Origin of the sequence: Lentilactobacillus sp. (assembly GCF_040773105.1) — a bacterium.
Lineage (GTDB): Bacteria > Bacillota > Bacilli > Lactobacillales > Lactobacillaceae > Lentilactobacillus > Lentilactobacillus parabuchneri.
Genome location: NZ_JAXGWW010000022.1, coordinates 1 through 17443 on the forward strand (window position 1 = coordinate 1; position 17443 = coordinate 17443).

Genomic DNA, 17443 nt, shown 5'->3' on the forward strand with positions numbered 1-17443 from the left:
GAAAAAACCTCTCCTCCAATGGTCAATCTTCAAAATAATGCCCTGACAAAAAGAATTTGTCAGGGCATTATAAAAAGCATCGTAAGAATTTAATCTTCTGCATACCAGACTTTACTGTCGGTCCTGGAATTTCACCAGTTCATCACGATCGCTCATGAGTCGCGGACTATCACCGCCGGTCGGGAATCACACCCTGCCCTGAAGATAAACCAATTTAATTAACTTAAATATATCAAATACTCACTAAAAGTCAACGATTTGTTTTTCCGGTCAATTCTTTCAACTCTTCAACTTCATGTGGTTTAAGTGGTCGGTAATCACCAGGTTGTAAGCCCTTCAAGGTTAGGAAGCCATATGTTTCGCGACTTAATTTTTCGACCGGATGGCCGATCTTTTCGAACATATTCTTAACTTGGTGGTTGCGGCCCTCATGAATCGTCAACTGAACAATCGAGGAATCCTTATTGGTTCGAATGAGTTTGGTCTTCGCCTTAGCCGTCTTTCGATGGTCGATCACGACACCTGTTCTCAAGTGTTTCAAATCATCGTTGGTGACAATCCCCTTTACTTTGGCAACGTAAGTCTTTTCAACCTCATACTTGGGATGGGTTAATTTGTTGTCCAAATCACCGTCGTTGGTGAGGAGCAATAACCCCGAAGTATCATAATCCAAACGACCAACGGGATAGATACGCTCAGTGACTTCATCAAGGATATCAACCACCGTTTTTCGATGCTTATCGTCACTCACCGCTGTAATCACCCCACGGGGCTTATACAGCAAATAATAGACAGGTGCTTCTTTTGAAATTGGCACCTCATCAACTTTCACTTCGTCATTTGGGGTAACTTTGGTTCCAAGTTCCGTCACCACTTGGCCGTTGACTTTGACGTGGCCGGTTGAAATCAATGTTTCAGCCTTTCGTCTTGAGGCAACGCCCGCATGCGCAATCACCTTTTGTAACCGTTCTTCGTTCATAAATCGACCTCCTAATGGTCTTTGTCTATTTCTTTGTTAAATCTGGTTAAGAGTGAATCACTGGTATCATCATCCAAAACTTCATCTTTCGGCAATTCGGGTAAGTCCTTCAACGACTTGAGGCCAAAATAATCCAGACCGAAATTGGTGATGCCATACTGCTTGGGATTTCCAACCTCTTCCTTGACGCCGGTCACCTCGATTAAATCCTGGTTAACCAATCGATGAAGGAGTGCGGAACTATTCACACCACGAATCTGATCAATTTCGATTCGAGTAATCGGTTGGTTGTACATAATAATTGAAATGGTTTCCAAGGCAGCTTCGGAAAGCACTCGGGGTTTGGCGTCGTTAATGTAATCGCCGACTAACTCGGATAGCGCTTCTTTGGTCCCCAATCGATAAACGTCGTCACTGACAAAAACTTTCAGGCCACAATTCTCATCAGTAGTGTATTTTTCGATGATTTTTTCAACCAGCTGGCGAACAGCTGCGACACTCAGGGCGGTTCGCTGTGCAATTTGTCGAAGGGTGACTCCCTGGTCGCCGGATGCATAAAGCAGTGATTCGATTTTGGCTAAATTACTGATCAATATATCCAGGCCCCCTTCTAATTTCAATTGCCGACTCAGCATCGGATTGATTTAAAACAACTTCATTGTATTTGGCCATTTCAAGAATCGCCAAAAAATCGGTGACAATTTCTTCCGGCTGGTCGGCTTTGTTGACCAGCGTGTCAAAAGAAATCTTGGCATGATCCCGTTTCAATAAGGCGCGCACTTTTTGACTCTGGCCTTCAATGGTGTAGGCCCACTCGTGAATGACGGTCGACATCGGTTGATTGTACTTGAAATGTTTCAACGCATCAACGTAACTCGCCATGACGTCGCCACTGTTAAACGGAGAAGGTTGAATCAACTCATCCTTGGTTGCCGGCACCGTCAGTTCGGACCTGGTGAAACTCTGGCGGCGAAAGGCTTCTCGGCGCTTCATGTCTTGGGCAACCATTTTGTAGCGCTTATAATTTAATAGCTGTGAAACTAATTCCTCTCGGGGATCTTCGTGCTCGTCATCGGAATCATCATCGACTTCATTTGGCAGCAGCATCTTCGACTTAATGACCATTAACTTAGCGGCCATCACAAAATATTCGCCGACAATTTCCAAGTTAAGCTGTTGGGCATCATAAATATATTGCATATATTGTTCAGTAATCGTTGAAATCTGAATATCATAGATATCCATTTTGGATTCCTGAATTAAATGCAACAACACTTCCAATGGGCCGTCAAAATCATTTAAATGTAATTCAGGTTGAACAGTTTCAGGCATGATCAGGTGAATTCTCCCATTTTTCCCAAGCGGATTTGTTATCAAATCCGGCAACGATTTTATACTTTGGATACAAATCCTGTAAATCATCAAAAATTCGGTTGTAGTTTGCTTGATTGACACTTTGCGGCGTCAAGACCAGCTGATGGACCAGCAATTGATCGTCCTGTAATTCGATGCCGACTAATCCTGACCAATTATTGGATGGATCGCGCCACAAATAGATAATGCGGTTCTCTTTATTGGCATACCAGTTCATCTCCTGAGTGACCAGATCCATGTTTTGCAATTCCGTTACTAAGGAGAACAGGCCCATGGCAATTTTTTCATAATCTTTTCGATACTGATATAGCATTGGTTATACTCCTTACGCGCGTGGATGATATTTGTTATAAACCTCGGTTAAGTGCTGATGCGAAACGTGCGTATAAATTTGGGTGGTCGAAATATCCGAATGCCCCAGCAGCTCTTGGACAATTCGCAAATCCGCCCCGTTTTCAAGCAGGTGCGTCGCAAACGAATGGCGCAGCGTATGGGGCGTGACGTGGCGTTTAATGCCGGCTTGATTGACGTATTTCTTAATCATCAGCCAGATTGCCTGGCGAGTCAATTGTCTGCCGTGAGCATTTAAAAAAATAAACTCGGTATTTGGCTTTCCGTCGAGCAACGCGACCCGAGTGGTGGTCAGATATCGATTCAGCCAATCAACCGCAACGTCACTGATTGGAATGATCCGTTCCTTATCGCCCTTACCAATTGTTTGCAATAAATTCATTGGTAAATGCAGATCGCCCAGCTTTAAGTTCACCAGTTCGCTAACCCGAAGCCCAGTGGCATAGAGGGTCTCCAGGATTGCACGATCCCGAATTCCTAATTTCTGATTGATATTCGGCATTGAAAGCAGCTGGTTAACCTGAGTAACCGTCAGAACATCGGGAAGGGTTTGAGCCTTTTTGGGAGAATCGACTTTCAACATTGGATCGTCTTTGATGACCCCAAATTGCACCAGGTACTGAAAAAAGCGGCGCAATGTTGAAACAACTCGGATTACGGTGTTTCTGGCTTTGTGCTGTTGTTGAAGCTGCTCTAAAAAATTGAGAATGACAAACTGGTCAATTTCGGCAATTGACTTGGTCTGGGTTTTGAAAAAAGCATCAGCCTCTTGTAAATCCTGGCGATAGCTTTGAATGGTGTTGGCTGAAAGTCCTCGTTCAACCTGCAGATAATGTAAATAATCCTCAATTTGTTCGTGCATCGCTTTAACCTACTTTTTTAACGAAATATGCCCGTCCTCTTGAACAATTAAATTTTCTTTGAGCAAGTGACCCAATGCCCGCTTAAAGGCCCCTTTGCTGATCCCAAAATAGTCCTTAATCGCATCCGGTGTGCTTTTGTCGCTAAAAGCCAGCTGTTTGTCATCCGTATGTTCAATGGCCGCTAAAATCATCTGGGCGTCCTCACCAATTTCTTGGTAAGCACGGGGCTTGGTCGAAATATTGACGCTGCCATCGCGTAACATGCCGATTACCCGACCCTCGACCTCTTCGCCCAAACGTGGTTCCATTAATCGCTCATCTGGATGTAAAAATGCCAGGTTATAGTCTTCGGTTAGTAGGCGGGTGCCAGACATTTTAAGCCGGTAGGCCCGTGCTTTTAAATTCTTATTCTGCAAATCATCCTTGGCGGGTTTGGCAATGGCACTGAAGATTTCTTCATCGGCCAAATGACCCCAAATTCGGTTCTTGTTATCCACCGTCAAGTCGATTAAAAGTTGATCGCCGTCTTGTGGCCACAATGAACGGACAGTTGGGAGTTCGTCAATCGAAACGACGACGTCCTTGTTGGGCAGTCCAATGTCGACAAAAACGCCCAAACCAAACTTTTCCTTCACAACGGTCGCAAAACCGTAATGGTCTCTACGGATTTCTGGAATGTTTCTGGTAATTTGCATTTTATGCTGTTCATTTTCGTACGTAAAGCCAGTAAAGCTGGCACCAATTTTTAATGGCTTCTTGACTTCCTCTTTATCAAGGAGAAATGTTTCGCCCTCAATTTGAATAAAGTAGTCTTTATCATTTTCATCAATGACTTTTCCAGTCACAACTTGCGCAATTATATTATTCATGTTCGTCTCCGATCTAATCCATCATGTCACCATTTTACACGTTTTCAATCTAAATTTCGACTTCAGTCTTTAAATCACAAACAGGTCCGAACGGATTAACCGCCCGGACCTGTTCTTTATGAATTGTGATTACTCACAAGTTAAATTTAGATTGATGATGATGCGCCGTGATAAATGACACCACGATGTGAATCAACAGTAATCAATTCACCGTCAGAAATCTTGGTAGTTGCGTCAGCAGCACCGACAACAACAGGGATTCCCATTGAAATACCAACAACAGCTGCGTGTGAAGTCAAACCGCCTGTTTCAACAACAACGGCGCTTGCCTTTTCGATAGCTGGCAGATATTCTTTGTCAGTTGACTTGGTTACAAGGATGCTTCCTTCAGTAACCTTGCTCTTAGCATCAGCAGCGTTCTTAGCAACAACAGCTTTACCAATAACAGTCTTGTCACCAACACCTTGGCCTTGAACCAACTTTGAGCCGATCAGTTGAACTCTCATCAAGTTAGTCGTGCCACTTTCGCCAACTGGAACACCGGCAGTAACGATAATTAAATCGCCTTCCTTAGCCAAACCAGTTTCGAGAGCCTTCTTTGAAGCTAATTCAAAGATTTCATCAGTGCTCTTAACTTCGTCAACCAAGATTGGGTGAACACCCCAGTTAACCATCAAACCACGACGGGTACGTTCGTCAAATGTGATGGCAAGGATGTCAGCATCTGGATGATACTTAGAAATCATACGTGCAGTGTATCCTGAACGGGTTGCTGCAACGATGCAGTGAACACCTAATTCTTCGGCAACACGAGCAACTGAGTCACCAATTGATTCAGTAACGTCACTTGAGTCAAACTCAGGACGTGGAGTACCGAATTCGCTAAATGCATTTTCAGCCTTAACGTCGATACGAGCCATTGTTTGAACTGATTCAACAGGGTAGTCACCGTTGGCACTTTCACCTGAAAGCATGGTTGCGTCAGTACCATCAAAGACGGCATTGGCAACATCAGAAGCTTCGGCACGAGTTGGACGTGGGTTTTCCTGCATTGAATCAAGCATTTGAGTAGCGGTGATAACAGGCTTGCCAAGTTGGTTACACTTCTTGATCAAAGTCTTTTGTACCAACGGAACGTTTTCGGCTGGAATTTCAACACCCATGTCACCACGAGCAACCATCAAACCATCAGATACCTTGATGATATCGTCAAAGTTGTTGATTCCTTCTTGTGATTCGATCTTTGGGAAGATTTGAACGTGTTCCATGTGCTTTTCTTCAAGCAATTCACGGATGTCCAATACATCTTGTGGTTTACGAACAAATGAAGCTGAAATAAAGTCGATGTCGTTGTCCAAGCCAAAACGAATATCATCTGAATCTTTTTCAGTGATACCAGGCAAATTGATGGAAACACCAGGTGCGTTAACACCCTTCCGTGAACCAAGAATGCCGTCGTTTTGAACAGTCACAACTAATTCTTTATTAGCGTCGTCTTTTTTAGTAACAACAGTGTCCAACAAACCATCGTCAAAAAGAACGTGGCCGCCTTCATGAACATCATCAAAGAGTCCTGGGTAAGTAACTGCAATCTTTTCTTTAGTACCCTCAAGACTTGCGTCCATTGAGATACGGAATACGTCACCAGTGTGGAATTCAATCTTGCCGTCTTTTTCAACGGTCGTCCGAATTTCAGCACCCTTAGTATCAAGCATAATTCCAACAGTCTTACCAGTCTTCTTTTCAGCTTCGTGAACCTTGTTCATACGATCAAGATGTTCAGGGTGGTCACCATGTGAAAAGTTAAATCGGAAAACATTAGCACCAGCTTCAATCAACTTAGTAATTGTTTCTACATCAGTACTTGCTGGGCCTAATGTACTTACGATCTTAGTTTTCTTCATAAGTAAAATCTCTCCTTCGGTTTTTGGGCACTCGACGCTTTTTCGAACCGTCTACAAAACGTCTCAAATCATGCATCGGTATCCTTTTAGATTCACCGGTTATTTTATCACTTTTTACACGGATTGTCGCCCACCTTTTAGGCCTAAATCAGTGTCTGTGATTTAAGCCGACAGCCAAAAAGTTAGGCCTACCGCAAATGAAAGCCTTTACCAAACTAAACTTTTTTTCTGAAAAAAATTACTTATACACGACATTATTATTGCCAAAGATTGTGATTAATTGTTCTTTTAATTTTGGCGAATCTGTCAGCCAAAATTGTTCAGCCAATGCCCACGTCTTTTTTGTTTCTGTCTCAAAGACAATCACGGGGACATTTCCGTGATATTGGCGGCTTAATTGATTCAGATTGTGAAAGATGACGTTTTTATCCTGCTGGGCGTCAATCCGTAAATACCATTTTGAAGACGGCTTCTGTCGTTTTAAACTTTGTAGTGCGTTTGCCGCTGGCTGCAAGTCATTGGCCACCATCTGAATGTCGTTGGTTTTTTCAACGTTGCCCTTGACCAAAACCACCATATCCTTATGCAACCAGGATTGCGTTTTGGAAAACAGGTTCGGAAAGACCGTAATCGACGTTTCGCCTACCTGATCGTTGCCGTCTAAAAAGGCCATTTGCTTGCCAGTTTTGGTGCGGATAATCTTCACCTTGGTGACGTAAAGAATCAAATAGACATTTTTCATCCCCACTGCCATCGTTTGGGTTGTTTGCGCATTTAACTGGTTGGCCAACGTCTCAAATCGTTCGGTTGGATGTCCGGATAAATAAGCCCCAATGTATTCATTTTCCTTTTCCAGCTTGTCCATTAACGGCATCTCAGGCATCCGCGGCATCTTGGGCTCCAGCACTTTAAACAGGCTCATTGACTTACCGCTTAGTTCAACTGAGCTGATAAATTCGGGCGTCGCCGCAATCAGTTCGGACCGGTTGTATGAAAAGCCGTCCAGCGCACCGGAATAAATCAGCGCTGAAATGAGTTCCGACTTACGATATTTATCATCCAAACGACTTAAGAAATCCGGAAAACTCTTAAACGGCCCGTGTTCGCGTCGCTCTGCCAACATGTCTTCAACCATATCGTGACGAACACCCTTAATGGACTCCAGGCCAAAGATAATTTTATCGTCCTGGTAGGAAAAGGCCGCCTGACTCGCATTAATATCCGGGCCCAGAACAGTGACCCCCATGGATTTTGCATCCAGCAAATATTCTTTGATTTTGACAGTGTTGTTTTGAACCGAATTTAATAAGGCAACGTGGAATTCGCCAGGATAATGAACTTTTAAAAACGCCAGTTCGTAGGCCATTTTGCTGTAGGCAACCGCATGGGATTTGTTAAAGCCATAGTTGGCAAAGCGCTCGATATAGTCAAAAACCTTGTTGGCGACCGCTTCTGGATAACCACGCTTTTTTGATCCGGCCATAAATTGAACTTTCATCTGGCCCATCACGGCCAGCTTCTTTTTACTCATTGCCCGTCTCAAAATATCGGCTTGACCCAGTAAAAAGCCGGCCATTTTGGAAGCAACCAACATCACTTGTTCTTGGTAGACAATCACCCCGTATGTTGGCTTAAGAATTTCCTCCAGTGACTCATCTGGATAACTGAGCGCCTCGTTTGTCGTCTTTCGTTTGACAACTTCGTCAATATTTTGCATCGGACCTGGCCGATATAAGGCGTTAACCAACGCAATATCTTCAAAGCGGGTTGGAACAAGTCGCCGCAACACGTTTCGGATACCGTTTGATTCAAATTGAAAAATACCGGTGGTGTTGCCCTTGGCAAATAAGGCAATTGTTTGTGAATCGTCCAAAGGAACCGCGGAAATATCGAGGGCTTGACCAGTTGATTGCTTCACCTGATCCAGCGCGTCAGCTAAGATCGTTAAGTTCCGCAATCCCAAGAAATCCATCTTTAACAGGCCGACTGATTCCACGTAGTCTTTTGAATACTGTGTCATCAACAAACCCTCATTGCCATTTTGAAGCGCAACCAGGTCCACCAATGGCTGGTCACTTAAAACAAGCCCAGCCGCATGGGTTGAGTAGTGTCTTGGCAACCCCTCCAACACCGAGGCGGTATCGTATAAGGCTTGATTTAACAGACTGTCGGCAATCAGATTCTTTAGTCGTTGGGAATTATCATAGGCATCTCGCAGCGTCACGTGAAATGCGCTAGGGATCGCCTTACTCCAAACGTCTTGTTGCGCTGGATTGAGGCCGAATACCCGGCCGACATCTCGAATGGACTGTTTGGCAGCCAGGGTCCCAAAAGTGATGATTTGGGCGACCCGCTTGTGCCCATATTTTTGGTGGACGTACTGAATCACTTCGTCGCGTTTGTCGTCGGGAATATCCAAATCGATATCGGGCATCTGCACCCGTTCGGGATTTAAGAAACGTTCGAACAGCAGGTCATACTTGATTGGGTCGACATCGGTAATCGTCAGCACATAAGCGACCAGGGAACCTGCGGCCGAACCACGCCCGGGACCAGTGATAATATTAGTCTGATGGGCAAAATTGATAACATCCCAGACAATTAGAAAATAGTTATCAAAACCCATTGAGTGAATGACTGAAAGTTCACGCTCAAGCCGATGTTGATAAGGTGTCGGATCACTCACATGATTGCTTGCCAGTCGTTTCTTTAATCCCTGTTCACAAAGTTGTCTTAAATACGTCCCCGAATCAATGCCGTTGGGCGTATCGAACTGGGGTAATTTAGGCTGTTGTTTTTTAATTTCGACGTTAGACTGATCAACGATTTGATCAACTTGGGTTAACGCATCGTTTAGATTAAGTTTACGATATTCACTGGCAACCTGATCGGCTGGACGCAGCCAATATGGCCCAACTTGTTTGCTCAACTGAGAAACGTTGGTAATTTTGGTGCCAGCAGCGATATTTTTTAAAACCTGCATTGGAAAATAGTCCGTCGCGTTAATGTAATCGACCGGTGAATCGGCAACCAATGACGTCGATGTATCTGCAGCTAACTTGCTAAGCATATCGATCAGGCTGTCAGAGGCGTGGTAGTCGACTCCCAGCTTCAGTGATTGATTGTCAATGCCACTGTCCTTCAGCTTGTCAATCAATCCGACAACGTCCTCTGAGCGTCCCTGCAGTAAAAGGTCATTGACTTCAGCTAACGGTGGTAAAATGATAAATAAGTCACTTAAATAACCGGAAATTTGGTCAAAAGTTAACCCATCGAGAGTCATTTTCAACGTCGAAATTTTGAGTAGGTTTGCGTATCCCCGTTGGTTCTTAGCAATCAATACAAGGTTGTACTGACCATCGTTTAAAATTAAACCGGGAATTTCCAGTGTCAGTCCGATGATCGGCTTAATATTCGCCTTAAGACAGGCATCATAAAATTCGACCGCACCGTAGAGGACGTTCTTATCGGTAAGGGCCAGCGCCTGGTAGCCACGTTTGGAAGCCTCAGTGATCAAATCCGTGATCCGGACTGGGCTTTGAAGCAGACTATATGAACTGATAACCTGTAATGGAACATAACTCACGTGATGACCCCTCTTTCTATTTCAAATTATACCAAATTAATCGATGCGACATTCAGAATTCGAAATCAAAAAATTAATGATTTTTCGGGAAATATATGCTAAAATGCTATTGAAACTGAGGTGGCGTAAAACATGAAACTGATTAGTTCAAATATTGTCGCAATTTTATGGGCTTACATCTTTGGCGAAATCATTGGTTACATAGGTTCTGCATTGGAAGTTCGATCATGGATTCCTTCACAGATTGGAATTGCTGCCGCGATTACAGCGTTTGTTGCCGTAAACGGTATCTATCTCATTACCAAAGATTCGTCAACACCAAAGAAAGATAACGATTAATCGTCAGTGTTTGCTGACGATTTTTTATTTGCCGCCTGTTTTCAAAACGGACACCTCAAACGTGTGGGACAAGCAACGATGAGTCACACAAAAAAACGATCCGAACATCCAAGGCAAGGATATTCGGATCGTTTTTTTGCGCTGAGAATAACTCACTTTTGACTCATTGATGCCGTTCAAAAAACGTCAACAAGCGGTTAAAGACAACCTGGCGCTTGGTTTCTTGAAGCACCTCATGCTTCATATGTGGTTCTCGAATGCTTTTGACGTGCCGATAGCCAATCTTTTTTAACGTTGAAAGCGTATCTGCCAAGCCCTTTTCGCCGCCGCTAAACTTGTCGTCTGCCCCAACCAAACTTAAAATTGGCAAGTTGGGGTTGTGACATTCAAAACGCCGGGTTTGTTTAAGGGCAAAGTCCCCCTGCCACAATGTTTGCAAGCTGCGGACCGGATACTCGTCCATCATTAACGGATCGTTTGTGACCTTTTGAATATTCTCCTGGTTATAACTTAACCACTCGTGATCCCCGGGGGCTAATCCTGAAATCTTCGATAAATAAGACCACTTGGCTGTTTCTGGAAAAATCGTTAAAAACAACCGACCAATCATTAGTCCCACGGGAACAATTGGCACATAGTTGGTGGTCCCAGTCAAAGCGACCGCATTGACATCGTCATCGTGCTGCTGAAGATAAAGCCGGGCCAGAATCGACCCAAAAGAATGGCCAAATAAGCTGACGGACAGACTTGGATATTTTTGTTTAATAAATTTGGTCACCAAAACCTGATCGTCAATTAATCGGGGAATGCTTCTCATCAATCCCCACGGGTCGTCTTTTGAAACCGAGCCGCCGTGTCCGCGGTTGTCGGAGATAACAACTACGTACCCATGACTGGCCAAAAAGTCGGCAAATTCATAGTAGCGTTCCTTATGTTCCAACGCGCCGTGCATCATTTGAACAATTCCCTTGGGGTTTTCAGCTGGAAAAATGGCGACGGCCAACTTCGTCTGATTATCCGTTGGCAATTGATAGTTCAGTGGCAACGAAAATCCCTCCTTAACCGCTTAAACGGTTTGATCTTCAGACAGCTTTTCAGGGTCAAAGGTTAATTGATTATCCTTTAGATTAATGTGGACAATGCTGTGCGGCTTAATTTGATCAGCCACAATCATTCGGGCCAAAGGCGTTTCAACGACATTGGTCACGTAACGTTGAAGTGGACGAGCACCATATTGTGGTTCGTAACCGTTATTAGCGATCCATTGCTTGGCCTCGGCTGAAATCGACAGTGCGATATCTTGGGCCTTGGTCCGACTGGATAATTGATTAATCAACTTTTGAACGATCTTTTCAATATCTGCTTTTGATAATGGCGTAAAGGTAATCACGTCATCAATTCGGTTCAAAAATTCCGGTTTAAACGACGCTTTTAACAGTTGGTTAACCTGCTTTTTCGCGTCAGCTGAAATAACCCCGTTTTCATCAGTTCCGTCCAGTAAAATATCGGACCCTAAGTTCGAAGTCATGATCAATATTGTATTCTTGAAATCAATCGTGCGCCCTTGACTATCAGTTAAACGACCGTCGTCAAGCACTTGCAAGAGGATATTGAAGACATCGGGATGGGCCTTTTCAATTTCATCAAACAAGACAATCGTGTACGGGTTTCTGCGAACGGCCTCGGTTAACTGACCGCCCTCTTCATAACCAACGTAGCCAGGAGCCGCGCCGACTAAACGCGAGACCGATTCTTTTTCCATATATTCGGACATATCGATTCGAACCATATGATCTTCCGAGTCGAACAGGTCTTCTGCCAACGCCTTGGCCAGCTCGGTTTTCCCGACGCCTGTTGGTCCGAGAAACAGGAATGAACCCAGAGGCTTGCTTGGGTCTTGAAGGCCCGCACGTGAGCGGATAACGGCATCTGAGACGGCCGTAACGGCTGCATCTTGGCCAATCACGCGTTTATGAAGGTTGTCAGCCAAATGCAGCAGCTTTTTTCGTTCACCCTCAACTAATTTTGTGACTGGAATACCAGTTTCTCGACTCACAACCGCCGCTATTTCGTTGGCAGTGACAGATTCACTAACCAGCCAATCCGCATGCTGATCATTTTCTTCGAGCTGATTAAGATCGGCTTCCAATTGTGGAATTGTGCCGTGCTGCAGGACCGCCGCCTTGTTTAAATCATAGCTGTTTTCGGCACTCTTTAAATCATTTTTGGCCTGATCAAGCTGCTTCTTCTTATCAGAAATCTTTTTGATGGCCTCTTTTTCCTGCGACCAGCGAGCGTTAAGCTGATTAACTTTTTCTTTGATATTGGCAAGCTCTGATTGAACCTCTTTTAAGCGCTTCTTTGAGGCTTCATCACTTTCCTGCTTCAAAGCTGCTTCCTCAACTTCCAAGCGCATCAATTGCCGTTTTGACTGATCTAATTCAGTGGGACTGGAATTCATTTCAACCCGAATTTCAGCAGATGCTTCATCGACTAAATCAATCGCCTTATCCGGGAGATAACGGTCGGTAATATAGCGATCGGAAAGCTTTGCGGCTGCGACCAACGCGTTGTCGTGAATCCGCACGCCGTGGTGAATTTCCAAGCTTTCAGATAAGCCCCGCAAAATGGTAATCGTATCTTCTACGGATGGTTCGTGTACCATCACCCGTTGGAAACGACGTTCGAGGGCCTTGTCTTTTTCCATGTACTTGCGGTATTCATCGATGGTCGTGGCACCAATCAAGTGCAGCTCACCACGGGCCAACATGGGCTTTAAAATATTGCCGGCGTCCATACTGCCCTCGGCCTTGCCGGCACCGACAATGTTGTGGATTTCATCAATGAACATGATGATTTGGCCTTCAGCCTTTTTGACTTCTTTTAACACGGCTTGCAGGCGCTCTTCAAATTCGCCACGGTATTTGGCCCCGGCAATTAATGATCCCATATCCAATTGGAAAATCGTCTTATTCTTCAAATTCTCCGGCACATCATTGGAGGCAATTCGCATGGCCAATCCTTCAACGACAGCCGTTTTCCCGACACCGGGAGCCCCAATTAGGACAGGGTTGTTCTTGGTTTTTCTGGATAAGATTCGGATCACATCCAAGATCTCTTCGTCTCGGCCAATAATCGGACCTAATTTGTGATCACGGGCGGCTTGAACTAAATCGGTTCCGTATTTTTCAAGCGATTGATAACTATCCTCTTGATTTTTGGTGGTAACTTTTTGGCCGCCACGAATTTTTTCAACAACGTTTCTGACCTTCTGTTCAGTGATGCCTTGGGCAGAAAGGTAATCGGCAAACTTGTCGCCATGAAGCTGCATGACCGCAATGGTTAATGTATCAACAGCGATGTAGGTATCGCCAAATTCATTTTTGATCTGTTCGGCATCTTGAAGCAATTCATAGAGGTTGGACGACAAGGACTGGCCGTAACTGACATTGCTGCCCTCGACGGTTGCAATTTGGTCAATCTCCTTGTCTAATTCCGCGTTAACGTCGTCCAATTTTAAGCCCAACTGGGAATAAATTTCCCGTGCAAGTTCTCCCGGTTGAACCAAAAACTTGAACAGATGGGCCACCGTAATATTTTGCTGCTTCCGTGTCGCAGCAATCTGCTGGGCCTGAGAAATTGCCTGCGTAACTGCTTCGGTTAAATTATCAGGATTCATTTAATTATCACCTTATTAATGTATTTTTATTGACTTTTTTAATAAAAAGGTTCGAAACAAAAATAATCATTTTCATCTCAAACCACCTACAGACATACTATCAAATTTTCAATGCCCTGAACAATAATTTGACCTTTTTTGACCAATTACTTTTCAGCGTATAATTTTGCAATTTCCAAAATAACATCCACGGCCTTGACCATGGTTTGTTCAGAAACGTATTCGAAGCGCCCGTGCATATTCTCGCCGCCCGCAAAAATGTTGGGTGTCGGAAGGCCCATGTAAGAAATCTTGGAGCCGTCCGTGCCACCACGAACTGGGAAAATGTGTGGCTTGACGTCGACATTCTTCATTGCTTGTTCGGCAATTTTTACCGGTGTCGGATCTTTTTCAATAATCTCGCCCATATTGTAGTACTGGTCCTTGATGGTGACTTTGATTCGATCCTCACCAAAATCAGTATTCATTTGATCGGCAATTCCCTGGAACAATCGTTTTCTGGCTTCAAAGCGATCGCGATCATGATCCCGGATAATGTAGGCCATTTCAGTGTGGTCAACGCTGCCCTTAAAGTCGTAGATGTGGAAGAAGCCTTCCCGATCCTCGGTCTTTTCGGGACGGTCAAAGTCCGGTAAAGCGCCATGAAAGTCCATTCCGACTTGGATGGCATTGACCATGATGCCTTTAGCTTCTGCGGGATGGACATCGGTTCCCTTGATTGAAACTTTGGCATCAGCCGCGTTAAAGGTCTCGTAGTTCATGTCTCCTAATGGCCCGCCGTCAACGGTATAGGCAACGTCTGCGCCAAAGTCTTTGACGTCAAAACGATCAGCGCCGGTACCAATTTCTTCATCCGGCCCAAAGCCAATTTTGATCGTGCCATGCTTGATTTCAGGATGGTCCATCAGATACTTGACCGCAGATAAAATTTCGGCAACACCGGACTTATCGTCAGATCCGAGTAACGTTGACCCATCAGTGGTAATCAGGGTATCGCCCTTGTACTTTTTAAGGCTGGCAAATACCTTGGGATCCAAAGTATATTCACCCTTTTCATCGAGCTTAATCACTGATTGACCATCATAATTTTCAACAATTTTTGGTTGAATATTTTCTGAATTAAAGTCAGCCGTGTCAATGTGAGAAATAAAACCAACCGTTGGGACAGCTTGCTCAGCAGTTGCAGGCAGTGTCGCAAAAACATATGCGCTTTGGTCGTTGGTGTGAACATTCTCCAATCCCATATCGATGAGCGTTTGTTTAAGCATGTTCAAAAATTCCGTTTCTCTAGGTGATGAAGGAACTGTAGTGGAATTAGGATCAGAGCGGGTATTGATTTTAGCGAACTTCAAAAAGTTGGGAATCAGTTCTGGGTATTTTGACATTTTAATAATCTCCTTTAAATCATCAGTTACATAAATGTGTATGGATCGGTATTAATCGTTGACTGATAAATATCGATTGACCAGTTATTTTCAGCGGACCAGCGTTTAAACATTTCGGCCAGACGCGGAATACAAATGGCTTCAATATGGTGGCCGGGGTCAATCACTGGTAAATTAGCGGCCAGCATATCATGACCGGTATGGTAATAAACATCGCCAGTCACGTAAACATCGGCCCCCTTCTGCTTGGCCAGCGGGAAGAACTTACCGCCGTCACCGCCAAGTACCGCCACTCTTTGAACCGGCTGCTCCAGATCGCGGGCAATGACCCGCAAGCCAGAAACGTGAAACACCTGCTTACAATATTCAGCGAAGTCTTTGACGGCCATGGGCTCGGATAAGTCACCGAGCCGCCCCATCGTGTAATGGTGCTTTTTATCGGCCAGTTGAATTAAGTTATATAAGGGCTTTTCCAGTGGATGGACATCATTTAAAGTCCTCAAAACCTGGTGGAGATTTTTTTCAGGGACTTCAAATTCCAAACGAGAATCCTCAATTTCGTTGGGTTCTCCGGCGGTGCCCATTGTCGGATCAGCACCCGCTTTAGGCACGTAATAAACGGTCCCATCAATTTCGTACGTATAGCCGCTGTATTGCGTGCCGCTTGCTTGCGCTCCAGCATCAACCAACGACATGCGAACCGCCGTGGCGTAGACCTTCGGAACTTGAACCGTCAGTCGAAACACCGACTCGTCGTATTCGGGAACAAACCCGGAAACATTGGTTAGCTTTAAGGCTGCCGCTAACCAATCATTCATACCGCCATCTGCTGAATCCAAATTTGTATGGGCGGCATACACCGTGATGTGATGAGCAATAATTTTAGCGTACATCGCGTTTTGTGGATCTGAGAGATCCAAATTTTTGGCAGGACGAAACATCACCGGGTGGTGGGCAAAGATAAAATCAACGTTGTTTTCAATCGCTTCGTCAACCACTTCCGGTCGCACATCAAGTGTCGTCATCACTTTATGGATGTCACTATCCAACGACCCAATTTGCAGGCCAGCTGGATCAGTCTGCATTGCCAACTTTTTGGGGGCAAATTTTTCGAATTGTTCAACTAATTCTTTAGCTTTCACCGGTGATTACCTCTTCAATTGTTTTAATTTCTGCTTGGATGGCGGCTATTTTAACGTCATCTTTGTGCGTTGCCCGTTGCATGTCAGAAATGACACGTTTTCTTAAGCCGATTTCACTTTGCCATTTTTCAATAAAAACCGGTGACCGTTGCTGAATCAAAAATGGGCCGAATTCCAATTCCAGTGGCGAATAGGTGACGGCAGACGCCGCCTTTTTGGCCGTGATGATTTCATAGATATGCCCGTCTTCTTTTAAAATCTGTTCAGCAAATATTCGGTAACCGTTTTTCATCAACCATTTTCTGACGACTGGTTCGCCAACATTGGGTTGAAGAATTAATTTTTCGTTGCCGGATAGTTTGTCACGACCGGCCTCTAAAATGTGCGTAATCAGATTACCGCCCATCCCGGCAATTGTAATTGCGTCCACCTGATCGTCAGGTTCAATTGCAGCCAAACCGTCAGCTAATCGGGGATGCAAGACGTCTAATAAATTTTCTTTTGTAATTTCTGAAATCGCGTTTGAAAGCGGCCCTTTTGCCACTTCGCCCACGACACCATAGTCAATGATGTGATTTTTTGCCAAGTAAATCGGCAAGTATGCGTGGTCCGAACCAATGTCGGCTAGGCGACTCCCTGATTCAACGTGATCACTGACTGTTTGTAGTCGTTTCGATAAATGCGTACTATTCATAGTGAACTCCTAAGTTTGTGGATAGTTTCATTATAAATTATTAAATTCAAAATGAACAGAACGACTGGGAAATTTGAGTCATTCGACATCCAGAACACAAAAAACTGGTTGAAAAACTGACGATTATCAGTCTTCCAACCAGTTCTTAATTCAAGGGTTAATCCATTAATAATCTTAATCCAAGAAGTCTTTTAATTGCTTGCTTCGAGATGGGTGACGCAGCTTTCTCAATGCTTTGGCTTCGATTTGACGAATCCGCTCGCGGGTGACGCCAAACA

15 protein-coding genes and 1 riboswitch are annotated in these 17443 nt (G+C 44.4%); of the genes, 1 reads left to right on the top strand and 14 read right to left on the bottom strand.

The window, feature by feature from the left end:
* Window positions 1-88: 88 nt before the first annotated feature.
* Window positions 89-210, bottom strand: a riboswitch (FMN riboswitch).
* 40 nt (window positions 211-250) lie between these two features.
* The 8 genes from AB3112_RS02225 to dnaE all read right to left on the bottom strand — a co-directional run bounded on the left by AB3112_RS02225 (window position 251) and on the right by dnaE (window position 9926).
* Window positions 251-979 carry a pseudouridine synthase gene (locus tag AB3112_RS02225; protein ID WP_057909177.1) on the bottom strand — a complete coding sequence of 243 codons (729 nt, stop codon included), beginning with the start codon at window positions 977-979 and terminating at the stop codon, window positions 251-253.
* Between the two features lie 11 nt (window positions 980-990).
* Window positions 991-1572, bottom strand: coding sequence for an SMC-Scp complex subunit ScpB (gene scpB / locus AB3112_RS02230; RefSeq protein WP_367333897.1), 582 nt, complete (start codon window positions 1570-1572; stop codon window positions 991-993).
* Entirely contained in the window at window positions 1562-2311 is a 750-nt protein-coding gene (locus AB3112_RS02235) for a ScpA family protein (protein ID WP_084975483.1), read from the bottom strand. Before AB3112_RS02235 ends, scpB begins: the two co-directional genes overlap by 11 nt.
* A complete protein-coding gene (locus AB3112_RS02240) occupies window positions 2304-2666 on the bottom strand; it encodes a reductase (protein WP_084975485.1) in 363 nt (120 codons plus the stop codon). Before AB3112_RS02240 ends, AB3112_RS02235 begins: the two co-directional genes overlap by 8 nt.
* A gap of 12 nt (window positions 2667-2678) precedes the next feature.
* Window positions 2679-3566 (bottom strand): site-specific tyrosine recombinase XerD, encoded by an 888-nt coding sequence (gene xerD, locus AB3112_RS02245; RefSeq protein WP_084975487.1) that lies wholly within the window; start codon window positions 3564-3566, stop codon window positions 2679-2681.
* A gap of 9 nt (window positions 3567-3575) precedes the next feature.
* Window positions 3576-4436, bottom strand: a complete 861-nt coding sequence (locus AB3112_RS02250; protein ID WP_057909182.1) for a S1 RNA-binding domain-containing protein — start codon at window positions 4434-4436, stop codon at window positions 3576-3578.
* A 146-nt stretch (window positions 4437-4582) separates the two neighbouring features.
* Window positions 4583-6340, bottom strand: a complete 1758-nt coding sequence (pyk, locus tag AB3112_RS02255; protein WP_057909183.1) for a pyruvate kinase — start codon at window positions 6338-6340, stop codon at window positions 4583-4585.
* 238 nt (window positions 6341-6578) lie between these two features.
* Window positions 6579-9926: a DNA polymerase III subunit alpha gene (dnaE, locus tag AB3112_RS02260; RefSeq protein WP_367333898.1), complete on the bottom strand. Its 3348-nt coding sequence runs from the start codon at window positions 9924-9926 to the stop codon at window positions 6579-6581.
* Window positions 9927-10058: 132 nt separating this feature from the next.
* On the opposite strand from dnaE, the gene AB3112_RS02265 reads away from it, so the two are divergent.
* Entirely contained in the window at window positions 10059-10265 is a 207-nt protein-coding gene (locus AB3112_RS02265; RefSeq protein ID WP_057909185.1) for a YjzD family protein, read from the top strand.
* Window positions 10266-10428: 163 nt separating this feature from the next.
* Here AB3112_RS02265 and AB3112_RS02270 read toward each other — a convergent pair whose 3' ends face one another.
* From AB3112_RS02270 to AB3112_RS02295, 6 genes are all read right to left on the bottom strand, one after another.
* Window positions 10429-11310 carry an alpha/beta fold hydrolase gene (locus AB3112_RS02270; RefSeq protein ID WP_084975491.1) on the bottom strand — a complete coding sequence of 294 codons (882 nt, stop codon included), beginning with the start codon at window positions 11308-11310 and terminating at the stop codon, window positions 10429-10431.
* A 21-nt stretch (window positions 11311-11331) separates the two neighbouring features.
* Window positions 11332-13944 (bottom strand): ATP-dependent chaperone ClpB, encoded by a 2613-nt coding sequence (gene clpB, locus AB3112_RS02275; RefSeq protein WP_084975493.1) that lies wholly within the window; start codon window positions 13942-13944, stop codon window positions 11332-11334.
* A gap of 146 nt (window positions 13945-14090) precedes the next feature.
* Window positions 14091-15329, bottom strand: coding sequence for a peptidase T (pepT, locus tag AB3112_RS02280; RefSeq protein WP_084975495.1), 1239 nt, complete (start codon window positions 15327-15329; stop codon window positions 14091-14093).
* A gap of 26 nt (window positions 15330-15355) precedes the next feature.
* The gene (locus tag AB3112_RS02285; RefSeq protein ID WP_084975496.1) at window positions 15356-16471 is read right to left on the bottom strand and encodes a Nif3-like dinuclear metal center hexameric protein; all 1116 of its coding nucleotides are present in this window, start codon (window positions 16469-16471) and stop codon (window positions 15356-15358) included.
* Complete coding sequence (locus AB3112_RS02290; protein ID WP_367333899.1) at window positions 16461-17165, bottom strand: tRNA (adenine(22)-N(1))-methyltransferase TrmK; 705 nt, start codon at window positions 17163-17165, stop codon at window positions 16461-16463. The genes AB3112_RS02285 and AB3112_RS02290 overlap by 11 nt, the downstream gene beginning before the upstream one ends.
* 174 nt (window positions 17166-17339) lie before the next feature.
* Window positions 17340-17443, bottom strand: a 104-nt coding sequence (locus AB3112_RS02295) for a sigma factor-like helix-turn-helix DNA-binding protein (protein WP_283577764.1), incomplete at its 5' end; no start/stop codon positions are given.